At 44.7% G+C, this 25014-nt stretch carries 15 protein-coding genes and 1 pseudogene; 9 read left to right on the top strand and 7 right to left on the bottom strand.

Annotation, left to right across the window (positions count from 1 at the left end; genetic code table 11):
- Positions 1-7 precede the first annotated feature (7 nt).
- From RH949_RS26985 to RH949_RS26960, 6 genes are all read left to right on the top strand, one after another.
- Complete coding sequence (locus RH949_RS26985) at positions 8-1909, top strand: S9 family peptidase (RefSeq protein WP_446357472.1); 1902 nt, start codon at positions 8-10, stop codon at positions 1907-1909.
- A gap of 187 nt (positions 1910-2096) precedes the next feature.
- The gene (locus RH949_RS26980) at positions 2097-4118 is read left to right on the top strand and encodes an AMP-binding protein (protein ID WP_044209762.1); all 2022 of its coding nucleotides are present in this window, start codon (positions 2097-2099) and stop codon (positions 4116-4118) included.
- A gap of 110 nt (positions 4119-4228) precedes the next feature.
- Positions 4229-5440, top strand: coding sequence for a cytochrome P450 (locus RH949_RS26975; protein WP_446357470.1), 1212 nt, complete (start codon positions 4229-4231; stop codon positions 5438-5440).
- A 63-nt stretch (positions 5441-5503) separates the two neighbouring features.
- Positions 5504-8377 carry a type I polyketide synthase gene (locus RH949_RS26970; RefSeq protein WP_006104113.1) on the top strand — a complete coding sequence of 958 codons (2874 nt, stop codon included), beginning with the start codon at positions 5504-5506 and terminating at the stop codon, positions 8375-8377.
- 223 nt (positions 8378-8600) lie between these two features.
- Positions 8601-9944, top strand: coding sequence for a DnaJ domain-containing protein (locus RH949_RS26965; RefSeq protein ID WP_006104119.1), 1344 nt, complete (start codon positions 8601-8603; stop codon positions 9942-9944).
- Positions 9945-10222: 278 nt separating this feature from the next.
- On the top strand, positions 10223-10936 hold the full coding sequence (locus tag RH949_RS26960) for a PEP-CTERM sorting domain-containing protein (RefSeq protein ID WP_446357467.1): 714 nt from the start codon (positions 10223-10225) through the stop codon (positions 10934-10936).
- 819 nt (positions 10937-11755) lie between these two features.
- On the opposite strand, the gene RH949_RS26955 is transcribed toward RH949_RS26960, so the two are convergent.
- The 6 genes from RH949_RS26955 to RH949_RS26930 form a co-directional block, all read right to left on the bottom strand.
- Positions 11756-14788, bottom strand: coding sequence for a pentapeptide repeat-containing protein (locus tag RH949_RS26955; RefSeq protein ID WP_446357465.1), 3033 nt, complete (start codon positions 14786-14788; stop codon positions 11756-11758).
- Positions 14789-15248: 460 nt separating this feature from the next.
- Positions 15249-15806, bottom strand: a complete 558-nt coding sequence (locus RH949_RS26950; protein ID WP_446357463.1) for an HMA2 domain-containing protein — start codon at positions 15804-15806, stop codon at positions 15249-15251.
- A gap of 102 nt (positions 15807-15908) precedes the next feature.
- On the bottom strand, positions 15909-16196 hold the full coding sequence (locus RH949_RS26945; RefSeq protein ID WP_446357461.1) for a DUF5132 domain-containing protein: 288 nt from the start codon (positions 16194-16196) through the stop codon (positions 15909-15911).
- An 87-nt stretch (positions 16197-16283) separates the two neighbouring features.
- The gene (locus RH949_RS26940) at positions 16284-16580 is read right to left on the bottom strand and encodes a DUF5132 domain-containing protein (protein WP_006106261.1); all 297 of its coding nucleotides are present in this window, start codon (positions 16578-16580) and stop codon (positions 16284-16286) included.
- Positions 16581-16795: 215 nt separating this feature from the next.
- Positions 16796-19063 carry a heavy metal translocating P-type ATPase gene (locus tag RH949_RS26935; protein ID WP_446357459.1) on the bottom strand — a complete coding sequence of 756 codons (2268 nt, stop codon included), beginning with the start codon at positions 19061-19063 and terminating at the stop codon, positions 16796-16798.
- Between the two features lie 71 nt (positions 19064-19134).
- Entirely contained in the window at positions 19135-20451 is a 1317-nt protein-coding gene (locus tag RH949_RS26930) for an HMA2 domain-containing protein (protein WP_446357457.1), read from the bottom strand.
- A gap of 722 nt (positions 20452-21173) precedes the next feature.
- Between RH949_RS26930 and RH949_RS26925 the strand changes: the two genes are divergently transcribed.
- Both RH949_RS26925 and RH949_RS26920 read left to right on the top strand, forming a co-directional pair.
- Positions 21174-21932: a calcium-binding protein gene (locus RH949_RS26925; protein ID WP_446357455.1), complete on the top strand. Its 759-nt coding sequence runs from the start codon at positions 21174-21176 to the stop codon at positions 21930-21932.
- Between the two features lie 533 nt (positions 21933-22465).
- Complete coding sequence (locus RH949_RS26920; protein ID WP_006106265.1) at positions 22466-22864, top strand: hypothetical protein; 399 nt, start codon at positions 22466-22468, stop codon at positions 22862-22864.
- A 172-nt stretch (positions 22865-23036) separates the two neighbouring features.
- Here RH949_RS26920 and RH949_RS26915 read toward each other — a convergent pair.
- Positions 23037-24402 (bottom strand): annotated as a pseudogene (locus RH949_RS26915) (IS4 family transposase).
- A 314-nt stretch (positions 24403-24716) separates the two neighbouring features.
- Between RH949_RS26915 and RH949_RS26910 the strand changes: the two are divergent.
- Positions 24717-24953: a hypothetical protein gene (locus RH949_RS26910; protein WP_006106228.1), complete on the top strand. Its 237-nt coding sequence runs from the start codon at positions 24717-24719 to the stop codon at positions 24951-24953.
- The last annotated feature ends 61 nt before the right edge of the window (positions 24954-25014 follow it).

Raw genomic sequence — 25014 nt, 5'->3', positions numbered from 1 at the left:
AACTAAAATGGCAACGGCAACAACTTCTCCAGTATCCCAAGCACTACCTCCCTTAATTCCCCGCGAAACCCTATTCGGAAACCCCGATCGCACTCGCCCGCAGCTATCCCCCGATGGGAAGTATTTGGCTTATATCGCCCCAGATGAGAAGAATGTGTTGCAAGTCTGGTTACGAACCGTGGGAGAAGATGATGATCAACAGCTAACGGCGGATCAAAAGCGGGGGATTCGACTTTATGTCTGGACATACAATCCTAACCAGCTTATTTATCTGCAAGACTCAGACGGCGACGAAAACTTTCACCTCTACTTGGTGAATGTCCAATCCAAGTTAGTGCGCGATTTAACCCCCTTCCAAGGCGTGAAAGCCCAACCGATTGACCTTGATCCAGAGTTTCCTGATCAAGTCTTGGTGGGAATGAATCTCAACGATCGCCAAAAATTTGATGTGTATCGGGTTAATCTGAATAATGGCGCAGTGGAGTTTGAGACTGATAACCCCGGTAATATCGTCAGTTGGGTGGCTGATGCTCAATTCCAGATTCGGGCAGCGATCGCAGCCACGCCAGATGGGGGTTCCGATCTGTTATTCCGCGAGACTCCCGATAAATCCTTTGAATTATTACGCCACTGGGGACCCGATGATGAAGGATCAGCCGTCACCTTTTCTCAGGATGGCAAAACCCTGTATATTACTGGATCACACGATGCCAATGCCCAACGGTTAATTGCTTTAGATTTAGCCTCCCGCCAAGAAACGGTTATGGCGGCTGATGAACAGTATGATATCGGTGGTGTGGTTATCCATCCGACTCAGCGCCGGATTCAGGCGGTGTCCTTTTATAAGGATAAAGTGGAATGGCAAATTCTCGATGACAGCATTGCTGATGATTTTAAGGCGATCGCGCAAATCCGAGACGGTGAATTCGCCATCACCAATCGCACCTTAGCCGATGATACTTGGTTGGTTGCTTACGCCACGGATGATGGTCCAGTTTATTACTATGTGTATAACCGTGAGGCTAAAACCCACTCCTTGTTATTTAGCAATCAACCTGAACTGGAAACGTTGCAACTCGCATCAATGCAACCCATTTCCTACCCAGCGCGGGATGGTTTAACGATTCACGGCTATCTCACCACACCTGTTGGAATTGAGGCAAAAAATTTACCCACGGTGCTTTTGGTTCATGGTGGACCCTGGGCGCGAGATACGTGGGGCTATAGTCCAACGGTACAATGGTTGGCAAACCGGGGTTATGCAGTGCTGCAAGTCAATTTCCGAGGATCTACAGGTTACGGGAAAGCGTTCCTAAATGCCGGAAATCGTGAATGGGCGGCAAAGATGCATGATGATTTAATTGATGCCGTCAATTGGATTGTAGACCAAGGAATTGGTGATCGGAATAAGGTGGCAATTATGGGCGGGTCCTATGGTGGATATGCCACATTGGTGGGATTAGCTTTTACCCCAGAAGTATTTGCCGCAGGTGTGGATATTGTTGGTCCGAGTAACTTAGTTACCTTAATGCAAAGTATCCCTCCCTACTGGGCACCAATGAAAGCCATGTTTGCCCATCGCTTAGGAGACTTGGAGACAGAGGAGGAGTTTCTCAAAGCGCGATCGCCTTTGTTTTTTATTGACCGGATTCAGAAACCGTTATTGATTGGTCAAGGGGCAAATGATCCACGGGTAAAACAAGCCGAAAGTGAACAAATTGTTGAAGCGATGCAAAAGGCAGATAAACCTGTTGAATACGCCCTTTACACCGACGAAGGACATGGATTTGCTCGTCCAGAGAATCGGCTTCACTTTTTCGCGATCGCGGAAGAGTTTCTCAGTAAATATTTAGAGGGACGCTTTGAACCGATTGGTGAAATTCAGGGTCATTCTGGGGTGGTGAGTTAATCTGAAAAGTAATGGCTGGTGAAGTCCCCCAACTTGCTTCACTGAAGTTGGGGGTTCACGCATAAAGGTGAATTTTTGTTACATCTTGCCAACCTCGTTTGTTCTGATTAAAGTATAATTATTAAATCTGTCTTACTTAATTATGAAGAACTCATTTAGACAAGTTAGATATAAGTTGTAGGTATTAATGTATACAATGTATTGTCAAGGAGATAGTTTAGTTGACATCCTGAAAGCGCGATCGCGCCAACAACCGGAACAACGCGCCTACACCTTTCTCGGAAATGGCACAACAGAAACGGCTCATTTAACCTACAAAGAACTAGACCAACAGGCTCAAACTCTTGCCACTTATCTACAAACCCTAGCGCAACCCGGGGACAGAGCCTTACTCATTTATCCAGCAGGTTTAGAATTTGTTACTGCCTTCATTGCCTGTCTCTACGCTGGTGTTGTCGCTGTACCGATTCATCCTCCCCGTCCTAACCGTCCACTCAATCGACTTCAAGCCATTACCCAAGATGCTCAAGCTCTGGTAGCATTAACCACAACATCTCTGTTATCCAAGCTCAAAGATAAAGTTAACCCGATCCTAGAACTACAACAACTAAACTGGATAACTACCGATACCCCTGTCCCAGAACCAGGAACCTGGTCTCCTCCGACAATTTCCCCTGACACCCTTGCCTTTTTACAATATACTTCTGGTTCAACTGGAATTCCCAAAGGCGTGATGGTGAGTCACGCTAACTTAATCCATAACCTTAAAACGATTCAGGCAGCCTTTGAACTGACTCCAGAGAGTGTATCCGTTAGTTGGTTGCCTCACTATCATGATATGGGACTGGTTGATGGGATTCTCGAGCCTCTATATACAGGTTGCCTTGGGGTTTTAATGCCACCCACGGCTTTTTTACAAAATCCGGGTTGCTGGCTTGAAGCCATTTCTCACTATCGCGCTACCCATAGTGGGGGTCCAAACTTAGGCTATGAACTCTGCGCCAATAAAATTACCCCTGAACAACAAAAAGGACTTGATCTCAGTTGTTGGTTAAGTGCCTACAATGGTGCCGAACCGATTCGTGCAGAAACTTTAGCACAATTCACCTCTAAGTTTTCCGCCTGTGGCTTTCAGTCTAAGTTTTTCTATCCCTGTTATGGGATGGCAGAATCTACGCTGATGATTAGTGGTGGAAACCTCCAAGATGAGCCAACGGTGCTTACCGTTGACGCACAAGCTTTAGAACAAAATAAAGTCGTCCAAGCTTTAGCCAATAGCGAAAATGTAAAAAACCTGGTTGGCTGTGGACATCCGTGGCTAGAAACGAAAGTCCTCATTGTTAATCCTGAAACCCTTACCCCCTGTGCAGAGAATCAAGTGGGTGAAATTTGGGTCTCTAGTTCAAGTGTGGCGCAGGGGTACTGGCAGCAAGTAGAAGTTACAGAGGAAACCTTTGGCGCATCTGTGCCGGAAACAACTCCAGGACAATTTTTGCGTACTGGAGATTTAGGCTTTTGGCATGATGGTGAGTTATTTATCACTGGACGGATCAAAGATGTGATTATTATCTGGGGTCGTAACCACTACCCGCAAGATATTGAATATACTGTTTCTCAATCTCACCCAGCGTTACGTCCTGATGCTGGTGCAGCTGTCAGTATTCAGGTCAATGGTTTGGAGAAATTAGTCATTACTCAAGAAGTTGAACGTAGTTATCTACGTAAGTTGAATGTGGATGAAGTCGTCGGTGCAATTCGTAAAGTTGTTGCGGCTGACTATGATTTAGACGTTTATGCTGTGGCTTTGCTCAAAACTGCCAGTATTCCTAAGACATCTAGTGGCAAAATTCAGCGTCGCACCTGTCGAGACAGATTTCTCCAGCAAACCCTTGATGTGGTTGGTGAATGGCAACAAGCTAATTTATCGCCAACCTCAATACCCATGCCAGATATTACATCCTCAACCCTGACCCCAGAAACCCTGGAAAATTGGCTGATTAGTAGACTGGCAACGGTTCTCAATATTGATCCCGAAGAAATTGATCCAGAAGAATCTTTTGCTCAGTATGGTTTAGATTCTTCAGTTGCGCTAGAAATTACTGGAGAATTGGAGGTTTTGCTGGAGCGTGAATTAGAACCTACACTATTTTGGGAATATACCAATATTGAATCTTTAACGGAGTATCTCAGTACAGAAATCTCTGACTAACTTTTAAGTCTGCCAATCACTACTACTGACCGAGGGAAAACCCTAAGAGTAATATTGTGAGGCTTTTGTTGCAGCTTCAATCTGAATTTAGAGCGTAGGAACTAACCGAAATGACAACAACTATCCGCTTTAACCCTTTCCAACCAGAATTTCATCAAAATCCCTATCCCACCTACGAATATTTGCGTCGAGAAGACCCAATTCATCGCAGTTTTCTGAATGCTTGGGTGATTACGCGCTATGAGGATGTGGAAGCCATTCTAAAAGATACTCGCTTCTGTGTCGATGACTTACCCGAACGCCTAATCCAGAAAAGCCATTACCTGAAGCAAGGCAATCTTGACCCCCTAGCTCAAACGATTCATAACTGGCTTTTTTTCCTAGAGCCTCCTGATCATACACGATTGCGAGGTCTGGTGAGTAAAGACTTTTCTCCTGTCACTGTAGAAGGAATGCGACCTGAGATAGAAACAATGGCGAATGACCTACTGGCGAAAGTAAAAGCCACAGGAGAAATGGATGTAATTAAAGATTTAGCCAGTCCCCTACCCGCGATGACCGTGACTCGCATCTTGGGACTCCCACCAGAAGACTATCCTAAGCTAGTGCGTTGGTCTTATCAGTTATTCTTTGTTTTTGATCAACCGATGTCTTTACAAGGTTATCAACAGCAAAATCAAATGGCAATAGAAGCCAGAGACTACCTGACTGAAAAGATTAGCCACTTAGAGAAATATCCGAATGATGGTTTAATTAGTCGTTTAATTACAGCTAGAGATGAAGGAACCCGTCTAACTCAAGAAGAAATTCTTGGCTTTTGTATCATGTTACTGATTGTTGGACAAGAAACAACGAAAAGCCTGGTGGGAAATGCGACTGTTGCTCTCCTGAAGCATCCTGAGAAGCTAGCCGAACTCAAACAAAATCCAGACCAGATTAAAAATGTGGTTGAAGAGTTACTCCGCTACGATAGTCCAGTTCAAGTGATTGCGCGTTTAGCCACAGAAGATGTAGAAATGAGAGGGAAAATGATTCAAGCAGGGGATAAAGTGATTCTCTGCATTGGTGCTGCAAATCGCGACCCAGAACAGTTTACCAATCCTGACCAACTAGATTTTAACCGCCGCAACTATAGCTTGCCTTTTGGGGGAGGAATACACTTTTGTTTGGGTGCATTTCTAGCTAGAGTCCAAGGACAAATTGCAATTAATGCAATGGTGCAAAGATTACCGAACCTTCAGCTCAACACGGAAAGGCTAGACTGGCGTGAAAGTATCACATTGCGAGGGCTAAAAAGTTTATATGTAACCTTTGAAACTTAATTTATTGATTCACTGAAGTGTTAATCGGATAAACTTTACTTTAGAGCCTTAGAGAGATTTAATATGAGTCAAGAACCAATTGCAATTATTGGGTTAAGCTGCCGTTTTCCTAAAGCGGATAACACACAAGAACTTCATAAATTAGTGAGTCACGGGATTGATGCAATCACTCAATCACCGCGAAACTCCAGTGAGTCAGATTTCTCAATTTGGGGAGGATTTTTAGAAAATATCGCTCAATTTGCTGCTGATTTTTTCAAGATTTCTCCCCAGGAAGCGGCAATGATTGATCCTCAACACCGTCTTCTCTTAGAAACCACATGGAATGCTTTAGAAGATGCTGGTCAAGTCCCTAAAGAGTTGGCGGGTAGCAGGACAGGAGTTTTTGTGGGGATTGCCAGTAATGACTACTCTCGATTAATCAATAATCAGGGAATTGAACATCTGGATGTAACGACGGGAAACCAACGAGGAATGGCGGCGAATCGGATTTCCTATTTCTTTGATTTTCGGGGAGTCAGTATGTCTGTTGACACCGCTTGTTCTTCAGCTTTAGTGGCAGTAGACCGAGCTTGTCGAAGTCTTTGGACAGGAGAATCTACCCTAGCTTTAGTCGGGGGAGTTAATCTGATCTTAGTAGAAAATACGACAGGAAGATTTGAAAAGGCTGGTTTAATTGCCGGGGATAATCGCTGCAAAGTATTTGATGCTCGTGCTGATGGTTATGTCAGGAGTGAGGGGGTGGGAATGGTGGTGTTGAAACCACTAGCTCAGGCACAGGCAGATCGCGATCGCATTTACGCTATCATCAAGGGAAGCTGTGTAAATCAGGATGGACGGAGTAATGGTTTAACCGCACCAAACCTGCAAGCACAAGTGGATTTACTCCAGCAAGCCTATCAACAGGCTCAAGTTGATCCGACAACAGTTACCTATATCGAAACCCACGCCACTGGAACTCCTATTGGTGATGCGTTGGAACTCAAAGCTATTAGTAAGGTTTTGGGGAATCAGCGTTCCCTAGATAATCCCTGTCGGGTTGGTTCAGTCAAAACCAATATTGGACATACAGAAGCAGTATCGGGTATGGCGGGTTTAATCAAAGTGATTCTCTCCCTCCAGCATCGTCAGCTTTTCCCCACCCTTCATTTCCAGCAACCTCATCCTGCCATTAATTTTGAAACCTTAGGACTACAGGTACAACAGCACCTAGAGTCATTACCCCCGACAACAAAACCCCTACTGATGGGAGTCAGTGCTTTTGGTTTTGGCGGGACGAATGCTCATGTAGTGCTAGAAGAAGCACCATCAACGCCTACAATCTATCCTGTTACTACACCGTTTCATCTTCTCACCCTGTCTGCTCAAACTGAAACCGCCTTGCACACCCTTGTCAAAGGTTACCTAGTGTGGTTATCTCAAAACCCAGACGTGGATTTAGGTAATCTTTGTTACAGTGCGAATACTGCGCGATCAAATTTTTCCTACCGTCTCTTCACCATCGTTGCTTCCATCAACCAACTCCAAGATAATCTAGAACAATTTATTCAAGATAGGAATACCCCAGTAGTCCTAACTGGTACAGTAAACAAACGCCAGCGCAAAATTGATACCTTATCGGCGATTCAGGAGAGCTTGGCTATTACTGAATCTCAGAATATCTTTACTGTTATTGGTGAAAATCGTTCATTGTGGCAGCAAATGTTAACCAAGTTAGGACGCCTATGGTTAGAAGGATATAAAGTTGACTGGAACTTAATTTATCGAGCCGATTCCTATCAGTTAACTTCATTACCGAGTTATCCTTTTGAAAAACAGAGGTATTGGTTTGAATCGACGGTTAAAGCATCTAGTCCTTTGGACATAAAGCCTATTGCTTCTCAACTATCTATCAATACGGATACTCTGAGTGCCTCTGAGAATACCACCCTATTTCAACTCAGGCAAATTTGGCAAGCTTTACTCAACAATAAAACTGTTCGAGCAGAAGATAATTTTTTTGAACTAGGTGGAAATTCATTTCTAGCCGCAAATTTATGTTTAGAAATTGAAAATATATTTGGTCAAAAAATATATCCGATCACAATTTTTGAATTTCCTACACTCGGAGGACTTGCCCAAGTTCTTCAACAGTCTCCACTACAAAATTCATCTTCTTTAACTATCATTCAACCACAAGGTAAAAGGGAAATATCTCCTCTAATATCGATTAATTCAATGGGGCAAATGCGAAATTTAGCCGCCAATTTGTGGGAAGAATATCCATTAGTAAACCTAAATCTCTTCAGATTTTCCCAGGAAATGATTCAAAAAATATCATTATTGGAACCTCAGGATAAACTTCCGGCAATAGCAGAAACTATGGTGCAAGATTTGTGTCAGTCTACTCTCAAACCACCTTATCAGTTTATCTGTTTTTGTGGAGATGCTCATTTGACTTTAGAAGTTGTGAGGCAGTTGAGAAAATTAAACCAAGACGTTGCATTTATTATCTTGATTGATGGAATTTTGCGATCATACAAACCTCAATTATCTCATCGATATGAAGTTGTCCGTTTATTAGGTGTCAATTATCTTTTTGCCAAAAGCAAGAATTTATTTAAAAAGCATATTCTTAGAAAATTTTCATCATTTTCTCAGCAAAATTCAAGCCAGATACAGCAAAAAAGCAAATTTGGAGAATTTTATAGTGACTATTTAGTTTCTCGGAAGCAGTATATAGTCCAACCTTATCCTGAGCAGACTTATCTCCTCCTTTCCTTAGAATGGCAGAATGCAGATTTATCTCGACTGAAACAAGCGGCTGGAGAAAATTTAGAAATTTATCAAGTACCCGGACCTCATCATCATCTTTTTGATCAACCTTATATTAACGATCTGGCTAAACCAATTAACGAAATTTTAAAGGCTAGTACACTTCCGATTGAATCTAGCTAAGTAGGTGGGGACAATTAAAGTTAACGGCAGGGATCGTCATTCGTCATTCGTCATTCGTCCTTTGTAAGAGTTTGAGGCTTTTTAACATAACTTCATAAGGTTGAGTTTATTTCCACCAACCTACTTAGTAGGTTAGAAAGCAATAGATAGAATTGGATAAATGATTGGGGCAGTAATTCAATGATTGATTAAATTCTCGATTGTATGACAGAATTAATATGGTATGCTTCCACCCAGTCAGATGCAGGATTATCGTAATTACTATCAAATTCTGGAGATTTCTCCTGGCGCAACCCAACAGGAGATCAAACAGGCTTATCGTCGCCTCGTGCGTCAATACCATCCAGATTTGCATCCTGATAATCCAGACGCCACGGAGCGATTTAGAGTAATTTGTGAGGCGTATCAGGTGCTGTCGGATGAGGTAAAGCGGCGTCAGTATAACCAAGAGGTTCAACCTCAGTCTAATCCGCCTAAAACGGAGTCAATGACGGCTCAAGATTTCTATGGGCGGGCGGTTAGTAAGGCGTTGGCTAAAAATTATCAGGGGGCGGTTAAGGATTGTAATCAAGCGATTTCCCTAAATCCTAACTTTGTAGACGCCTACGTGGAACGGGGCGCAGCGCATTATAAACTAGGAAATGCTAGGAGAACACTACAAGATTGTAATCAGGCATTAAGGATTAATTCTCAGTTTGCCCCAGCTTATTATTACCAAGGGAGATCGCGTTATCGACTGGGATATAGTCAGGCGGCGATTGATGCCTATACTCAAGCGATCGCGTATGATTCTACTCATGCTAAAGCTTACTATCAGCGCGGTTTAGCTCATAAAGATTTGAAGGAATTTGAAAGCGCGATCGCGGATTTTCACCAAGCGGCACAATTGTTACGTGAACAAGGAGATAAAACAGGATATCGGTTAGTTCAGGAAACGTTGCGAACTCTGCAACAAACACCCGGAAAAGGGGGAGTTTCCCGGAAACGAAATCCTATCCGTTATCTCAAAGGGTTATTGGGGGACACGCTATTTACAATCAAGTCCTTTTTACTCAATCCCATGGGGGGACTATTACCCAGTTTTGCCCGTCTCGATGCTCAACGCGCCATGGTAGTAGGATTCATGTTGGCGGTGATTTTTGATGCTTGTTTTGTCTGGGGTATTTATGCAGGGTGGCGGGATGTAGTTTTTGTTTCCCTGGTTCCGTTAATCGGTGTGGGTATGATGCCGTTTATCATTCTAGCCGCGATGAGTGCGATCGCGCGATTAATTCGGCGTCATCCTGGTAGTTTGGCGGGGGATAGTTTTCTGGCTGGGGCGACATTGATGCCATTAACTATTTTAGCGATCGCTAATGGGATTTCGTCCAATTTGCCGAGTCAACTCATGGTGATGATCACCGTATTCACTAGCTGCTACACGATTCTGACGCTGTATAGTGGTTGCACGCAAATCGCCAATTTCTCGGAAAAGACAGCCGCGTTATTGGTTCCGGTGATGGTTTTAGTCAGTGGCTGGATTTCCTATTGGGCATTTATGGCGATGCTGGGAATGGCGTCTTTTTGAGGATGCAATCGAGACACTGTACCCAGCCGATAGTTCATTAAGTTTGTGTAAACTTACAAACTCCCTAAATAAAATAGGAAATCCTGGAAACAATTCTAGATATTATCGCCAAACGAACTAAAGCCGGACATTTTGGGCATATTTTCTAGTAATACTTTCCTTATAGTTTAGTTGAGGTTATATGAAAAGCTAATGAAGTTAAGTTAATCCGCTTGCTTTGCCAACCGTAATCACTCTACGCTAGATAACAGTACAGTTATCAGTATGCTTAAAAAGCTATGAAAAAAACCTTATTGGCAAGTTTAAGTGTAGTCTTAGGTTTAATCTTTGTTCCTGAGAATGTACAAGCCCTTACCTTGTATGGGGAAGACTTCTCTGGTCAAAACGGCAAAGGAGCAACAGGCGGAGCAGCTACAGACGTAGTTGGCGTGGATTGGTCGATTGAGTTGCATGATGCGGCTCTCTTTGACTCCAACGATTACTTCAGAGTCGAGGCTGAAGCCTTCACCGCTCGTGATACAAACGCGGGTTGTCCGAATGTAAGATGTTCTGGGGGTAATCTTAATCCCTTATTTCCAGCGTGGCTGAGTCCAGAAATCGATATTTCTGGATTTAGTAATCTGGCATTATCGTTGGATGCTTTCGCCAGTGATGTCAGTTTTGAACACGAGGAAAACAGCCCGATTGGTCACAAAGATTACTTTATCGTGTCCTATTTACTGGATGATGTTGAGTTTCTGGCGGCTGACTTAATTACCCAGACTGGGTTTTTCACGAATCAAACGGTGAATCAAGCGATCGGTGATGGTAGTACATTACAAGTGAAAGTGCAGCTAAACACGACTGCATCCACAGAGTTGTTGTCGTTTGATAACATTCTGGTCACAGGAGATCAAATCAATCCCCCTCAGTCTGTCCCTGAACCTGCGTCTATTATGGGTTTAATCGCACTTACGGGTGTCGGTATAGCTTCCCGTAAACGCCATCTGTAGGGGCGGGTTTAGGAACTAACAGATCAAAACATAACCGATAATTTTCATACAAAACCCGCCCTCCCCCAGCCCTGGCGATTAGACAGCCCTGGCGATTAGAAATCGCAGCTACACAAACCAAGTCCGCCTACGCCGACTAAATTAATTGGGTTATCGTCAACCCAATCTGTAGGGGCGGGTTTAGGGACTAACCTATCAAAACATAACCGATAACTTTCGTACAAAACCAGCCCTCCCCCAGCCTTGGCGATTAGACAGCCATGGCGATTAGAAATCGCAGCTACACAAACAAAGTCCGCCTGCGCGGACTAAATTAATTGCGTTATCGTAAACCCCATCTGTAGGGGCGGGTTTAGGAACTAACCTATCAAAACATAACCGATAACTTTCGTACAAAACCCGCCCTCCCCCAGCCCTGGCGATTAGACAGCTATGGCGATTAGAAATCGCAGCTACACAAACAAAGTCCGCCTGCGCGGACTAAATTAATTGCGTTATCGTTAACCCAATCTGTAGGGGCGGGTTTAGGAACTAACCTATCAAAACATAACCGATAACTTTCGTACAAAACCCGCCCTCCCCCAACCATGGCGATTAGACAGCTATGGCGATTAGAAATCGCAGCTACACAAACCAAGTCCGCCTGCGCGGACTAAATTAATCGGGTTATCGTCAACCCAATCTGTAGGGGCGGGTTTAGGGACTAACCTATCAAAACATAACCGATAACTTTCGTACAAAACCCGCCCTTCCAAAGTTTGCGATCGCGTCTTCCCTGTCTGTTGTCTTAACATTAGAATGGGTCAGCATTTGAGCGGCTCATGAATTTGGCGCGTCTGGTGATGGATTAGGTGGGGAAAGCGATAGCAGTTGCTTTAACCCTTTCGGCACATTTTTGGCTGTTTCTAATCCTTGGACGTTTTCCCATTGAGTATTGGCATTCCAGGTAATACCCTCTAGATTGGCGTTGCTAAAGTCAGCGTCGCTGAGGTCGGCATTGGTCAGGTTTGCATAGCTAAGGTCAGCATTGCTGAGATCTGTGTAGCTAAGATCTCCATAGTAGAGATTGGCACGACTGAGGTTGGCTGTATTGAGGTTGGCTGTATTGAGGTTAACTAAGCTGAGATTAGCGTTACTGAGATTAGCACTACCGAGGTTTGCGTTGCCGAGTTGAGCGTTGATGAGTTGAGCGTTGATGAGTTGAGCGTTAGTGAGGTTTGCATCAAGCAGGTATGAGTCGTTGAGGTCTGCGTTGGTGAGGTTGGCGTCGATGAGGTCTGCGCCACTGAGGTCTGCGCCACTGAGGTCTGTGTAAACGAGGTCTGCGTTAGTGAGATCTGCATCACTGAGGTCTGCGCCACTGAGGTCTGCGTCAACGAGGTTCACACCTTTGAGATTTACCTGCTTGAGATTGACGTGGCTAAGAAATAAATAAACTGTGTTTACAAAGGTGTCCAGCTCAACGCTATTGCTATAACTAATAATCCTAAGCAATCGAGTTGGCTCAAAACTGTCACTATCTGTATTACCACATGGATTAAAGCTAATCTTACCCTTCAGTTTATCCGTGTTCTGAGCGTAACGATTCAATACTAAAAGCAGAATCATCACATTTAGCCCAGCATAGATATCCACCTCTCGCAATCCCATCAAACTGCCATGCTTTCGCAATTGCAGCATCTTTTTCTGAGGTAGATTACTCGTAGGTTCTGCATTAATAAACTCCCCATTGCACCAATCGAGGTAGAACTCTTCCAAACGCTCGAATAATTGAACAAATTCTTCGTGACTGACATCAAGTAACGCCATCATATACTCGACAATTTCCCAAGTCAGTCCCCCATAACCCAGTAAGTCGTACACTTCCTCGGCTAACTTTTCCCTGCTAACCAGAAAACCTCCACGTCTGCGGCGCGGTTCTTCCAACACCCACTCTTTTAAGCTTTCAACTAACCGTTGGGCGCATAAAAACTCAGCAAAACTTTTATGGACAAACTCCACCGCTCCTTCCGTGGCGTCAGCAGCAGAAGCCGGTCGTAGATAAAACGCGGCTAGGGCATTTCTCAACGGATTATCACCAATGCGTTCTCGTGCCTTTTCTAACAATTTCCTGGCTTGATCATCTCCCTTGAGACGTTCCTCAATCATGGGAATTGAAGTCCACTCTCCACCCGATTGAGTGACGCATAACCCCGCTTCAGTGAGAATGCGCCGCAAGTCATCTGTCTCCTGTTCGGTGAGTTCCAAATTCAGGTTCTCAGAACGCTGCTGAGTCAGTACCCAATCTAAAGCTTTTTGATAAATTAACACTTTAGCACCAGCGCGGCTGGTTCCCTCAAACATTTCTAAGGATATTTCACCATCCCGATGCATCGCGGCTAAAAGGTAAAGTAATAGCGGTTCTCGCGCCAATTCCTTCACCCGTTCTGGGCAGTTTTCAGCCTGTAAAAACTCCCCAAATGCTTTAGCGTTATCCTCACCCACTAAATTTGACCATTTCCCCAACCATTGCTGCTGGAGTTGGTCATTCATAAGGGCAATTTCTACCCGTTCTAAATTTCGAGGTAGAAATTGTTCAATCCCATGTAAGGCTAATTCTCGACCCGTGACTAAAAACCGATGTCCCAGTTGGGAATGTTGCTGACAACTGGTTTGAAAATTCCCCACCTGTTTGAGAAACTTTTCAATCCCGCCTGTAGTTCTTCCCTCCATTCGCAATTCATCAAATCCATCCAGGACGAATAAAAATCGGGTATTGCGGTCAGTTAACCAGCCGTCATTACTCTTAACAAAATCTGCCTTAACCGCAGCGCGGAGGGTATTTTCGATATTGTTTTCAAATGCATCAATATCCCGGAGTCGAATCAGAATCGGTGTCCAGATGGGATGAAGATGTACTCGCACCCAATTGGCAAACATCCGACAAAAAACACTTTTTCCTCGTCCGGGTCCCGCTTGAATGAATAGGACTTTACCATTTTTATCCGGGTTCGTAAGCTGGTTTTTCGCCCACTGTTCTAAATTAACCGGGTTTGCTTTTTTATCAACTTTGCCATTTTTATCCACTAAATGGGCTTCCAGTGGCACATAGATATCGGGAAGCGTGAAATTTTCACCCAATACTTTCCACTGGGTTTGTAATAGAGGATTACTGGTATGAGGAGATATCTGTTCCGTTAAATAGGATTCAATGCTGCTATATTTCTGGGTAGCTTGGGTTTCCCGCGCGGCGGTGCGGGTCAATTGTAGGGGTTGGGTAATCGTCTCTGACTCGTAGGAAAGTAGCTGATCAATAATTGGATAGATTCCCCAGGCTACCCATCCGGTTACAATAGGAATACTGTACTGATCTAATCCCGCTTGGTTTAAGTATTCTGCTAATTGTTGATTTAAAGCCTGTCCTAACCGGGATTCAGGAAAATAGGTTAAAGCGTCTTCAATTAATTTCTGGTCAAGTTGAAGTTCTCCAAGTTGGTCAAGTTGTGATTTAGCCGCTTGATTCGATATCCCAGAACCGATTTTTTGCTCTAACCAATCATTCTCACGCACCAATTTATCGAAGCTTTCCAGATACGCCAAAGGAAACGCGATCGCAGCCCATGCTTCTAAGCTTGTCTTTCCCTTAACCTTACCACGATACAGGTTCACCCCTTTGCGAGTGAGTCCCACAAACGACAACCCAGCCGGGATCACCGCCACAGGTGCGGCTGGCGTTCCCAATAAACCTAACGCGATCGCTAATTCTAACCCCGCCTTGGAAACCTCTGCACCAGCCTCAGCAATTTCTCCCGGTTTCCCTAATTCCCGGATATCAGTCTTGAGAAGCTGCCAAACCTGCTTAATTTTATTCACCGTCACTCAGGTATTAGACTTTCCCTTACACGATACAGCAGTTTGCTCTGCTATGCGGTACATTGTCGATCCCCCTAAATCCCCCTTAAAAAGGGGGACTTTGATCTACTGTACTTTATTACAGCGCAAAGAGCTGTAACCTGAATTCACCCACGTTCGTAGTTGTACTTGTAGCCAACTTGGGCGCCAGGAAATAAATTTCTTATCTTTAAGCTGTAATGCATTTAAATTGGGTATTAGTAGCGAGCAAGATGCTCAATGTAGCGAGCAAGATGCAAAGCCTGCGGCATGGCTTCGCTAAACGCACTACGGCAAGGATCTCGCAATTCTTGACATTATGGTTTAAATGCCGAACAGCTTAAGCTCAAGTAAGAATCGAGCTTACTGAGTAAATCTTGCAACCCGTTTTAACGGGTTTAAGCTTTTAGCCGGAACTTTAGTTCCAGGCTTAATGGGCTATCTATTCCTGTGGTTCGCTGGTATAATGCAGCTTAATAAAACTATCAAAGGAATACCAAGCTAAAACATACCAAGGAATCGCTTCAATCATCAATCCCTTAACAATTAATTGCCTTATCGCTAAAACACTAAAACCCAAAGGAATCAAAAATCTTATATCAACGATCCCATCGGTTGCCCGTCTCACGCGCCGATTGAGATGAGTGACAGCATAAGTTACACTCGCCGCCGCATCAGATTGACCCTTTTCCGAACCTCTCGGTTCTTGTTCAGGAAGCTGGCTCAACGTAACTCCTAAATCCTGCAAAATCGCCCAAACTCCCTCGAAGTTAATGTGATCTTGGGCGTAAAAAATAGTAATACTACCACTGTGGATATTAGCTCGTACTCGATAAATCTCTAGACGTTCATTCAACAAATTGATCAGCGGTTCAATATCCTCAGATTGGCGATACTCTGGAGCCACCCGCAATCGCACTCGCCCTGGTGTTTGACTGATCAGTTCAGCATAAATAGGTGAAACACCTATTTCGGGCGTCGTTTCCTTTAGTTTTGGCATTTTAGAATTATTGGTGATGATCATAATTAATTCTCAATTATGAATTGTGCCTCATGAATTGTAGAGACGCGCCATGGCACGTCTCTACACAGTTAATCGAAATTAACCTTCACTATTCGGCGCGGGTTCCAATTCGGCTTGGTTTTTTTGTTCAGCCAATTCTGCCTTTGCTTCTGCCACGATGTCTTCAAAAACTTCGCCAGATTCTGAGATCATCCCTTTACCTTTTTCGTAAAAGATAATTCCACCTTTGACCATCGCTTTGGCAACAGGTTTCCCCACCTTGACAGCAGCCGGAATCAGCAACGGCGCAGCAACAACGGCACCAATACCCGCCACAACACCGGGAACCCCCAGATCTTCAAACAGATCAGTTATTTTAAACGCCATAATGTACCTCCTTCATTCAAAAAACTTTTCCGGAACTGTTATTCTAGCAACCTACCTAGGAAAATGCATGATCCTAGAGATACAGGGTTAGTTCGTTTCCGGATGATTAGACACTTTGACAATACTATTCTCGTCTAATTCAGTCGCCAGTTCTGCCTTACTCTGGGCGACTAAATCGCCAAAGGCTTCGCCAGCTTCTGCCATGACAATTTTGCTCTTTTCATAGAAGACAATGCCACCTTTAATTGCAGCTTTAGCAACAGGTTTGCCTGCTTTCGCCAACGCCGGACCAAAAATTGGTGCAAGAACAACAGCACCAACACCGATAAGAACACCGGGAATACCAATGTCTTCGACTAAATCTTCGAGATCAAATAAACTCATAAAACACCTCCAAACGTAGATTGAAAACTTTTAGGTTGAGATAACAGGGAAACCTGGTTGTAGGGGCGGGTTTTACCGATAACGTTCTGTCGTGTCTCTAACTTAACTAAACCCGCCCTTCTACGGAATCAGGGGAGATGGGGCGGGTTTAGTCACATCCGGGTGACAACATCAGATAATAATGAAACCCGCCCCTACAGTCGGAAAAACTCCAATTAATCGCTAGCAACTTCAACCTCAATCGCGGCTTTATCTCCCTTGAATGCAGGGCGTAATCCGTTGACGCCAGCAATGACACTAGAGCCATTGTTAATTAAAGTTGCTGTCATTGGATTTAATCCCACCGTCGCCGCGATCGCTAAACCCGATAAATTAGGTACAGCGACAATATTGGTATTCTGGCGGATAATCTCTTTAGCATTCCGGGCGATCGCAATCGCTTCCACTAAACCGCGCAAGTTATTCTGCATCAGCACCACATCGGCGGTTTCGCGGGCAATATCTGATCCATCCCGGAAGGATACCGATACATCAGCATAAGCTAACGCGGCTGAATCATTCAGTCCATCCCCAACAAACGCCACCGTTTTCCCCGCTTCATGTAACTGCTGCACCACTTCCGCTTTACGTTGGGGGAAGGCTTCGGCGTGGGTATGACTGGGAGGAATATTTAATTGAGCCGCCACAGTCGCCGCCCGTTGACAATTATCCCCAGTTAGGATATGAATTTCCGCCCCAATCTCATCTCGCAACATGGCAATCACTTCGGCACTTTCGGGGCGCAAGGGATCGGTATATTGCAATATACCCAGAAGTCTGCCATTACTTGCCACATAAATGGTTGGATATCCGGTTGTCTTCACGTCAGGATGGGCGGTATAGAATGACTCTAGGTCAATTCCCTCTTTCACCAAGAAGCGTTCGCTCCCCACTAACACCGTCTGTCCTTCAATTTGCGCCTGAATCCCTAAACCGACTTGGTAATCCCACTCACCGCGCTGGGGTATAATCACCTCCTGATAATTGGCGTAACGGATCACCGCTTCCGCAACCGGGTGGGTAATCCGTTGTTCTGCTGCTGCTGCAAGTCGCAGCACATCTAATTCAGAAATGGCGGGATCAGCGGTTTTAATCCCAATCATTGCCACATCGCCCTGTGTCAATGTCCCCGTCTTATCAAAAACGATCGCATCCACTCGCGCTAACTGTTCTAACGCCCGCCCACTCCGCAATAAAATCCCCTGACGGGCTGCACTCAACATCGCCGCCATTACGGTAGTGGGTACCGATACCCGAATCCCAGTCGCAAAGTCAATGGTTAAAATCGACGCCGCCCTCGCCGCATTCCGAGTTAGAGCAAAAATCGCTCCCCCTAATAATAAAGTCGGCAGTACCATGCGATCGGCAATTTTCGCCGCATAGTTTTCCACACGGGTATCATGAACCGGGGCATCTTGCAGTAATTTCAGGGTTCGCCCCGCCAGCGTATCCGCACCAATACGTTCAGCTAAAATATACAGTTGTCCTTCCCGTACCAACGTAGACGCATAAACGCTATCGCCCTCACTTCGTACCACGGGCATAGCTTCACCCGTGAGTTTTTGCTCATCAATCAGGGCTTTGCCTTGCAGAATCTGCCCATCCACGGGAATCTGATTCCCCGGATAGACAATCACCGTATCCTCTGGCTGTACCTGTTCAATCGGAATTTGCTGTTTTTCGCCATTCCGTTCCACCCAAACAAACTTTGCCAAGGAACTGAGTAAGTCTAGGGTTTGACTGTGAGAGGAACGCGCCGTGCGTTCTCGAATTGCCTCACCCAGTTCAATTAGCCCCAACATACTACAGGAGGTGAGGAAATGACGTTGAGCAGTAATAATCGTAATCGCGGCTAGATCCAGAAAATCCACATTGAGGCGGCGTTCCCCTATAATACTTTCCATCGCCCGTCGAGCGACTGGGATTGTTGCTAGTGCGATCGTCCCACCGACAATTAAAGGATGGAACGATAACCCCAACGGACCACTAACCAGAGAAATCACTGTGGCTAACGTCGGTAATTTTAATCTAGACCAATTTCCGGGTTCCGGTGAGTTCTCTACCTGAGTTGTATTCTCTGGAATCGTTAGCGCCGCATTGGTAGCAAGCTGAATCAGTTTCCCTAACCGGGAACGCATCTGGCTATCCGGTTCACTGGGTAGATAACGAATCACCACCGATGCGGCGGCTGGTTTTAACCGCACCGATGTCACTTGAGGTTCTGCGGCTAAAAGCCTTTGCAGCCGTTGAGCATAGTTAGAATCATGAGCAATGCGCGGAATCCGAAACCGCACTCGTCCAGGTGTTGAGTGAACCACTCGATAGGTTACCTGAAACTGTCGTGTTTTTGGCTTGGTTCGCTCAATCACAGTTGGCGATTTACGTTCCATGGCGGCTGTCTGTTTCTGGGAAACATTGCCAGATGTCAAAAGCACTTGCTTCATTTTCACCACCCTCTCTTTCTGTCAATACAATTTATTTTGGTGAGCAATATCGGGAGCGATCGCAACTGGGATTAAACGCCTACGATTGGCATTTTTGCCATCAATCTGAGAAGGGTGGAAAGCGCTGCTGACTTAAATTCCAACCAAGGACTCACTGAGTTTGCGATCGCGGCTTGAGCGTCTTCCGTTGGTTCTGGTTTATCAGCAACAGAATCATCGGTGTTGGTTGGTTGTACATCCTGATCAACAGGACTCTCCCCAGCCTCCTCACTGCTGTGATCCTCTTCTTCTACCTGCACCGGAGGAGTCAACGAATTCGCCTCGGCTGAACTTGTCTCCGGTGGCGGCAAATCCGGCTCGGCTATCTCCTCAGCTTCCCCACGCCTGGGTTCCTCTGGAAGGACAGGTTGAGTCAAGTTATCCGTTTTCTCTTCAATGTTATCGGTAACACCCACCCCGACAACTGGGTTCTCAGATGTGTCATGACTCGTCTCTACATCCTCCGCTCCTCTGCTCCTCCGCTCCCCGGCGCCTCCGCTTCCCGGCTCCCTGGAGTCAGGATTAGCAGCGATTTGAATCAGACTAATGAAATGTAACCCAGCTTCCGCTTCGGAAAACTGCATTGGGTTGTAGGTGATCACCACCGATGCGACGGTGCTGTTGCAGCGCATCTGGGTAATCCAATCATCTTTTTTAACTAAGGATTGCAATCGGCGCAGATAGGCTGAATCTTCGGTAACTTTAGGAACACGAAAACGCATCCGTCCAGGAACTGTATGAACTAAGCCATAGATAACCGATGAATCGGTATTGAATGCGACTGTTGGCGGCTTATTATTTTGCTCATAAGGTGTAGAATTCGCAAGAACCTTTCCGTCTAAATTGACATTATTTTCGTCCGCCTTGTCACCTTCCTTCTGTCCTGTGTCTTCTAACCAATCCAAATTCTGCATAATCTGGCGAACGACATTCGCTGTCAGTAAATAGACCAGAATTGACCGCCATCCTTGCAGTCCTAGTTGCCTTGTAGTTAACAGTCCAATTAATAAGGGAATAAAGGATATAAGCTGAGTTCCTGATTTTTTCCAAGCCTCTGCGTCTAAAGGTTCCTGACTTTGAAGCTGTTCAATTTCGCCAAGTCCTAAATTCCCCAGAATCTTAAATAGTTGAGCTAGAGATAACTGATTCGTATCAAAAGTAACGAGTAAACTTCCGATTTGTTCATTGGTTCGTATCTCTCGCACGCCAACGCACTTTCGTAGCTGGGGCGTAACCGCTTTTAATACGGTTCCCGGTTCCTCTCCTAAGACTCGGAGTCTCAGACGACCTGGAACAACATGTAAAATTTCGACCTCCCGCTCTGGGCGAGGTGAAACCACACCAACCATTGGCATTGACCCTCGTAACAGTAGTGTGGAGTTTCTCTGGTTAAGAACAGGTTAACCTCCATATCTAAGCATACACCCTATCTGTAATTTTTTATCTGAAAAAAATATTATGAATGTGAGAGAATCTCTTAACCTAATCTTATACTCTATGTATACAGGAATACATTTGTTGAATTTTTGCTTAAGATTTTGACTGATCGAATCTTTGTATTCTGCTATACATTATCTGTCTGACTGTTCCTTCCCATTCCTTTCCCATCTCAACCGTCAACTGTAATGTTGTCCGGCTACTTAGACAAACTTGATTAGCTGTCATGGATTTAATTTAGGGATGAGTAGCGAACGAGACGCTCGCACTGAACGTGATTTCGCCCTTAATACCATTAAGGCTTAAATGCCGAACCGCTGATTACAGCAGCATTTCGGAGTCAAGAGAACATTGCTGGACATGGGAATGCCTATCAGTTAGGTTGCGTCTTGACCAAAACTTCATAAACCCCTGATGATTTCTTTATTAAAACTTTATAAAAAACAAGACAAAACTTTATAAAATAAAATTGAAAACAATTTTCCTCTGGCTAGAAAATATTGCATTCAAAAAGAGGGTTAATGCGATTTTATTGTCGCAAGATTTAATTTAATGCATGGGTGGAAAGTTGCCGTCTTAGCATACATATCCAAGAGATAATCCAATATCATACAATCACATTTGGAGCAAGTCGATGAATTACATTTTTGGAACAGTTGGTGATGATTGGCTAGAAGGCACATCAAGTGATGATGTCATTTTTGGTGGTGAAGGAATCAATAGGATTATTGCGATATATGGTGATAATCTGATTTATGGCGGTTCGGCTGCTGATACAATTACGGCTGGAGATGGCAATGACACCATCTATGCCAATGAAGGGTTGAATGTCATTGATGCTGGAGATGGCAATAATCTGATTTATGGCGGTTCGGCTGCTGATACAATTAAGGCTGGGAATGGCAATGACACCATTTATGCCAATGAAGGGGTCAATATAATTGATGCTGGAGATGGTGACAATTTGATTTACAGTGGATCTGGAAATGATACGATTACCACGGGTTCTGGTGATGATACCATTTACGCTGGTGAAGGGGTAAACACGATTAGTACCGGAGATGGAAATGACATTATTTACAGTGGTTCAGGTGATGATTTAATTAATGCAGGTAGAGGTCAAAATCAAATCTGGCTGGGTGGTGGACAGGATACCATTAGCTTAGAAATGTGGGGATCTAGTGAGATTAATAACTTTAACCCCTATCAAGACCAAATTGACTTGGGACTCTCCAATCTAAGCGGCGTAGTTTTGATCGGACAAGGCAATGACACAATGATCGGTTTAGGTAATTATGCGATTATGGCAACGCTGCATAATGTTAATGTTCAGACTGTAGCGGCTCATTCCACTAATATTTTTGGCGCGGAACTTACTATGTTTTCCAGTTAATCCTGTCCAGCGATCATAGGTCATCATACCAAATCCAGGTTCCGGGTTGACGATCCCCTTTTATGCCAACCTTGTAGAGACGTTGCATGCAACGTCTCTACAGGTATATTTTGATACCTACAAAAATTAGAATATGAATCGGATATCTCGCGATCGCGCCCAATGACGCCCCAATGACGCCAAGTGGTACTCAAGAAACCCAAGCGTGAGAGATCGCTGGGTGGAAGTAGGTTGCATGTACACTCTTCATTCAGATTAGCGCATTACGCTTCTAAATAAACCGTTGCCGCTTAAATTTACCTTTTTTAATATACTAAAGCCAATAAATTTACCAAAGCTTAATTCTACAATTAAAAATTAATTAATTCACTGATAACCTGAAGATTTTTAGCAATTTTCATGAGAAGACTAGACAGATTGTAAACGAAATGTTATAAATATTAATTAAGCGCAATACATACGATAGTAAATACTCAAATATTGACGGGGTGTTATCTGAAACACGAGGATTGTCCTTTACCTATAGACTTCCAATGAATCACAATTACTCAACCGTTTCCCTTGCTGCCCCGGCTGCTTCCCAACCCTTAGCCAAAGTTACTGCCAAGTCAGGTTTAGATGACTCCCTCTGTTATGAGTTTCAAGTGCATGGAGTTGGCAGAGGTACATTTAGCTGCTCTGGTCATTTCCTGAATGGGAATAATACGGAGTCCGTACTTTTAGAGTCTTTAGTCTGGAATGGGAACGTCATCAAATTAAATAATTTCCAAGAACATAGCCTATGCTTTGAGCAAGGAAAATTATTGGGACTGAATCTTTTAGGTGAAGGTTGGGAAATTCTGTTGAATCTCGGCATTCAGATCAATAGTGTCCACCGGATTACAGAAGTCACCTATACACTGATCAACCCATCTGCATCGGTTCATAGATAACACCAATCGAGGTAGGGGTACATGGCGTGCCATTGGTCAAAAATCCACCATACCTTGCCTTGATTGAACCCCTCCCTAACCCTCCCCTTGTCAAGGCTATGCATTACCCACATCTTTCTTAAACATTGTGCGATCGCGTTTTCAAGCCGTTAGTTAAAATGGAACTTAATAGCTAGGAGTGAAGTAACTGCCAGGTAGCAGCGATATCTTGTAGTCTCTGCCAACCGCGCCAAATAGTTTTGACTCCAGGTTCACCATCATGTTTACGCCCTAAGAAACCGCCGAGTTGAGCAATCCAACCAACGGCTTGCCGGAGAGAAGGAGGTTGTTGTGGAGGTATAGGTTGAGAGTGAATAGTACAATAGAGAGCTTGCCACTCATGGGTCTGTAAAACAGTATCGCAAGGTGTATCAGGACTAGAGCGAGCTTGATAAGTGAGCCACAATAAGCGCCAAGCAACAATGGAATAAGTAGCCAAAGCACACTCAATACGCTCTCGTGTTTCCAATTGTAGTTGTTCGAGGTGACAACCGCTTTTAAGAACGTAGTGATAGCGTTCAATCAGCCAGCGAAAAGAGTACCATCGTATACATTGGACAGCTTCATCAAAACTATTGACAGGTAGGGTGGTTAACAATAACCAGCAAATGGGTGTGGTATCCTTGGGTGGATGAGATTCAGTAGCTAATACCACTTGAAGAGTAACTGGAGACAGTTTAGCTCTTTGGAGATGATGGCGAGGTGGTTGTATCTCTAGGGTAGCAAAGCGAACGGTTAGGGTAGCTTGCCTCTGGGGTCGCCCTCCCGTTACGAGGTACAGTAATGGTGACCAATCCCGCAACTGGCGCTTGCTCAATGCTGGCGTGCAAATACTTGGCTTGATGGTCAACACGACGATTATGAGTACCTCGGATCAATAGATGCGATCGCCTTTGACGAGTCATGGCAAATAAATCGTAAATATCCGCTTCGCGATCGGCAATCGTCACCACCTCTATGTCTTCAGGTAAGGCTAACTCGGTCGCAACGGAAGCACTTAGCCAGCATTGACTTTCTTTGTCGGCAGTCTGCCTTTGACGACGAGTATGTCGCTTGCCTACCTCTTGTGGATTACGTGCCCACACTTGTTGGTGTAGTACTCCTAAGGGTACGCCCAAGGTACTCACCGCCAACACCGAATGAACTTTTAATCCCGTCACCATTGGCTTGCTACTAATCGGACCCATACCCTTCTTGCTCGGATGGTGAGTGAAGTTGAGATCCGTTGTGTCTTGTATTGCCAAGACAACACTATGCTCTTGTGACCGTTCCACAGTACTGATTTGATGAGACAAACGGATGTCATCGGGTTTGATGCGTGGTGATTTCCACAAGTTGTAGGTAGCTTTGGTTGCTGCCCAATTTCCACAAGCCGTTGGAATGCTTTCATTCGGCTGTGCGGCTAAGTCTTCGACAATTTTAACCAGGCGTTTATTTCGCCGAGCATCACCTAAGTTAGCGTACCGCAATTCTTGGGCTGCCCATCGAAGTTCTTTCATTTCTTTATTTTCAGATGCGAATGCCACAAGAAGGGATTATAAGCTCTGGCTCCTGATACATCCAGTCAGGCAATCCCATCCCGTAACCCGATCGCATCTGTAAACCAGCAATTGTACTGACTTGGACTACACAATTGCGCTCAGTCCCGCCAGATCGTGACGCGATCGCACAATGTTTAAGAAAGATGTGGGTAATGCATAGTTGTCAAGGGGAGGGTTAACAACAGAACTTGCAATAGCCTGACATGATATAAAATCTAGACAAGCTGGGTGCGAATACGGATTCCAGCCAACTCCTTTAAGATTTATTAAAGATGATGAAACCTAAATTAGTTATAACCGCTATTTTGGCGACGAGCGCGATCGCAACGGGTGTGGTGCTAGGTTCAGCCAGTTCCGCTCAACCCTGTATGTATAAGCAGTCTGAGTCTTATCAGCAAAAAGAAGCACAACTAGACTGGTTGCGATCGCCTTGGGCTATCGTGATCACCTTACCCGGAATCGCCTTGGCAACAGCGCTGTCGAGAGGTGGGCGTGCTTACGAAAGTTAGAGGAATTATCGCGGTTGTAGGGGCGAGTCGCTGCATATCGTAGCCTGTGTGAGAATTAACC

The sequence above is a fragment of the Coleofasciculus sp. A1-SPW-01 genome, assembly GCF_040217205.1.
In the GTDB taxonomy this organism is placed as follows: domain Bacteria; phylum Cyanobacteriota; class Cyanobacteriia; order Cyanobacteriales; family Coleofasciculaceae; genus Coleofasciculus; species Coleofasciculus chthonoplastes_A.
Note: the sequence above shows the minus strand (reverse complement) of the source record. Positions and strands in the feature narration are given on the sequence as shown.

Excerpts from the sequence above, each read along its gene's own strand:
- RH949_RS26985 (WP_446357472.1), top strand. The coding sequence starts at position 8 with ATGGCAACGGCAACAACTTCTCCAGTATCCCAAGCACTACCTCCCTTA.
- RH949_RS26980 (WP_044209762.1), top strand. The coding sequence starts at position 2,097 with ATGTATACAATGTATTGTCAAGGAGATAGTTTAGTTGACATCCTGAAA.
- RH949_RS26975 (WP_446357470.1), top strand. The coding sequence starts at position 4,229 with ATGACAACAACTATCCGCTTTAACCCTTTCCAACCAGAATTTCATCAA.
- RH949_RS26970 (WP_006104113.1), top strand. The coding sequence starts at position 5,504 with ATGAGTCAAGAACCAATTGCAATTATTGGGTTAAGCTGCCGTTTTCCT.
- RH949_RS26965 (WP_006104119.1), top strand. The coding sequence starts at position 8,601 with ATGCTTCCACCCAGTCAGATGCAGGATTATCGTAATTACTATCAAATT.
- RH949_RS26960 (WP_446357467.1), top strand. The coding sequence starts at position 10,223 with ATGAAAAAAACCTTATTGGCAAGTTTAAGTGTAGTCTTAGGTTTAATC.
- RH949_RS26950 (WP_446357463.1), bottom strand. The coding sequence starts at position 15,806 with ATGCCAAAACTAAAGGAAACGACGCCCGAAATAGGTGTTTCACCTATT.
- RH949_RS26945 (WP_446357461.1), bottom strand. The coding sequence starts at position 16,196 with ATGGCGTTTAAAATAACTGATCTGTTTGAAGATCTGGGGGTTCCCGGT.
- RH949_RS26940 (WP_006106261.1), bottom strand. The coding sequence starts at position 16,580 with ATGAGTTTATTTGATCTCGAAGATTTAGTCGAAGACATTGGTATTCCC.
- RH949_RS26935 (WP_446357459.1), bottom strand. The coding sequence starts at position 19,063 with ATGAAGCAAGTGCTTTTGACATCTGGCAATGTTTCCCAGAAACAGACA.
- RH949_RS26930 (WP_446357457.1), bottom strand. The coding sequence starts at position 20,451 with ATGGTTGGTGTGGTTTCACCTCGCCCAGAGCGGGAGGTCGAAATTTTA.
- RH949_RS26925 (WP_446357455.1), top strand. The coding sequence starts at position 21,174 with ATGAATTACATTTTTGGAACAGTTGGTGATGATTGGCTAGAAGGCACA.
- RH949_RS26920 (WP_006106265.1), top strand. The coding sequence starts at position 22,466 with ATGAATCACAATTACTCAACCGTTTCCCTTGCTGCCCCGGCTGCTTCC.
- RH949_RS26910 (WP_006106228.1), top strand. The coding sequence starts at position 24,717 with ATGATGAAACCTAAATTAGTTATAACCGCTATTTTGGCGACGAGCGCG.